3 protein-coding genes are annotated in these 2,297 nt (G+C 42.1%); all 3 read left to right on the top strand.

The features are described 5' to 3' along the window. Positions 1–167 precede the first annotated feature (167 nt). Positions 168–608, top strand: a complete 441-nt coding sequence (locus tag F6K37_RS45900) for a MoxR family ATPase (RefSeq protein WP_287256511.1) — start codon at positions 168–170, stop codon at positions 606–608. Continuing rightward, complete coding sequence (locus F6K37_RS38760) at positions 605–877, top strand: hypothetical protein (RefSeq protein ID WP_287256508.1); 273 nt, start codon at positions 605–607, stop codon at positions 875–877. Before F6K37_RS45900 ends, F6K37_RS38760 begins: the two co-directional genes overlap by 4 nt. A gap of 213 nt (positions 878–1,090) precedes the next feature. Continuing rightward, a complete protein-coding gene (locus F6K37_RS38755) occupies positions 1,091–1,939 on the top strand; it encodes a VWA domain-containing protein (protein WP_287256505.1) in 849 nt (282 codons plus the stop codon). Positions 1,940–2,297 lie beyond the last annotated feature (358 nt).

The following is a 2,297-nucleotide window of genomic DNA, read 5'->3' as shown; positions in this document are numbered from 1 at the left end:
TTCCTGAACTACTGCTGACTTTTTCAGCTGGTCACCCACCAGGAGGTATTGACTCAAACTATTACTCTGACTAATTTGTCAGTTTTACTGAGATCTAGTCTACCGTACTTTTAAAAGAGCCGCACCCAATTGATAAGGCGGATATTGACTTTCCTAACGACTTATTAATGGAACTTGATCAACGCCAATTTACTGTGGATGAAACCGGGGAAGAAGTAATAGCGAAACAAGCCCCAATTGTTTTTATTACCAGCAATGACGAGAAAGATTTACCCGATGCTTTCTTACGCCGCTGTTTATTTCATTATGTTGAGTTTCCTTACCACCAGTTAATTGACATTCTTAATGCTCATTTTCCGAAATCACCGGAGAGGCTAGTGAAGAAGACTGTAAGTCGCTTTCGGGAATTGCGTCAGGAAATGGAAACGGATAAAGGGAATACTGGGAAAAAGGTTAGTACTAGCGAATTAATTGATTGGTTCAAGGTACTGCGTCGCCATCCCACCGATGAAATTTTGGCACAATTGGATGGAAAACTCCCCTATCCTGGTGTATTGCTGAAAAGCGTGAATGACCATATGCGCTATCTAAACCGAAAAAGGCTATGAGGGTCAATGACTTACCCCTAATGGAGTTGTTTGAAAAATTGCAAGATGCTGGATTACCCTTGGGAATCGGTGAGTATCAAGCCTTATTGCGGGCATTGCAGGCTGGTTTTGGGATTCCAGACCGGGAAGCGTTGGCACGATTGTGCTGTACCTTATGGGTTAAGTCGGAAGAAGAAAAGCATATTTTTGATAAGTACTTTGACGAATTTATTCCAACTAGTACAGCTTTAGATAATTTAGATAATTTAGATAATTCACCCACAAATTAATTTGATTTAAATAAAAGTAATTATTTTTCAAAAATCAGTTATTGTTTGATAGTATTAGTTGTTATTGGGCTTTGGAATTTAATTTATCTAAAAGAAGCAAATACGCCAACCATAAACGGATCAATTCCACAAGATGAACCAATTCCAATAGTAACACCAAAACCCCTCCCTGAACCAGATAAAAATAATGATGAAAACAATAGGATATTTTTCTTGGAAAATTGGCCAGTTATCCTAACTATAGGTGGAGGATATTTATTGACTCTCTGGGTATTTTGGGACATTATTAAATCTCGCAATCGCCCGCAAGAAAAGCTGTTTAAGCCAGTACTAATGATTCAGGGAGTAGATGAAGTACAAATAGCGAAAACAGTAAGGCAGAGTTTTGGGAAGACTAAGCCAGGGTTAAGCGATCGCATTCTGATCACTACAGGATACTGTCCCGTGACCCGTAGGCAAATGAAACAAAGCTGGCGTTACTTGCGCAGTCTGGTCAGGGAAGGACCTCGGACAGAACTAGACATCGAAGCAACCGTTAACCAGATTGGACGGCAAGGTCTATTGCTAGAGCCGGTATTTATCTCCCCTAGGGTCAATCGTACGGAGCTATTACTGTTAATCGACCAAGGTGGCTCAATGATACCGTTTCATCGACTATCCCATCGGCTAACAGAAACTGCCTTACAAGCTGGACGCTGGGGTAAAACCACTATCTACTATTTTCACAATTGTCCAGTGGATTACCTCTATCACGACCGTGATCACCTTGAAGCAGAATCCATTACCATGATTCTCTCCCAGCTTGCTGTGCAGTGGACTGTAGTTTTAATGTTTAGCGATGGTGGTGCTGCTCGTGGTGGACTTAACCCTCAGCGGATTGAATTGACCAAAGCCTTTCTAGGACAACTCAAACAGCAGGTGCGTGCCATGGCTTGGCTTAATCCCATGCCTTGCAACCGTTGGAATGGGACAAGTGCTGGTGAGATTAGACCCTTGGTACCAATGTTTGAATTCAGTCGCGAAGGTTTACAAAATGCAATAAATGTTTTGCGGGTTCGATGAGTGAATTCAAGGTATTTTGATTATAAATATAGCAATTATATCTCCCATGAGCTACAAAATGATCCCCCTAAATCCCCCTTATCAAGGGGGACTTTGAGGTTTACAAGCGTAGTTCATATGAGCGACAAACCGATCCCCCTAAATCCCCCTTATCAAGGGGGACTTTGAGGTTTACAAGCGTAGTTCATATGAGCGACAAACCGATCCCCCTAAATCCCCCTTATCAAGGGGGACTTTGAGGTTTACAAGCGTACTTCATATGAGCGACAAACCGATCCCCCTAAATCCCCCTTATCAAGGGGGACTTATGAATCTAATTCCCCCCTTTTTTAAGGGGGGTTAGGGGGGATCTATGTAA

Source organism: Moorena sp. SIO4E2 (assembly GCF_010671945.1).
GTDB classification, from domain to species: domain Bacteria; phylum Cyanobacteriota; class Cyanobacteriia; order Cyanobacteriales; family Coleofasciculaceae; genus Moorena; species Moorena producens.
This window is presented reverse-complemented; position numbering and strand designations above follow the sequence as displayed.

Coding starts and splice junctions, on each gene's coding strand:
- F6K37_RS45900 (WP_287256511.1), top strand. CDS start 168: ATGGAACTTGATCAACGCCAATTTACTGTGGATGAAACCGGGGAAGAA.
- F6K37_RS38760 (WP_287256508.1), top strand. CDS start 605: ATGAGGGTCAATGACTTACCCCTAATGGAGTTGTTTGAAAAATTGCAA.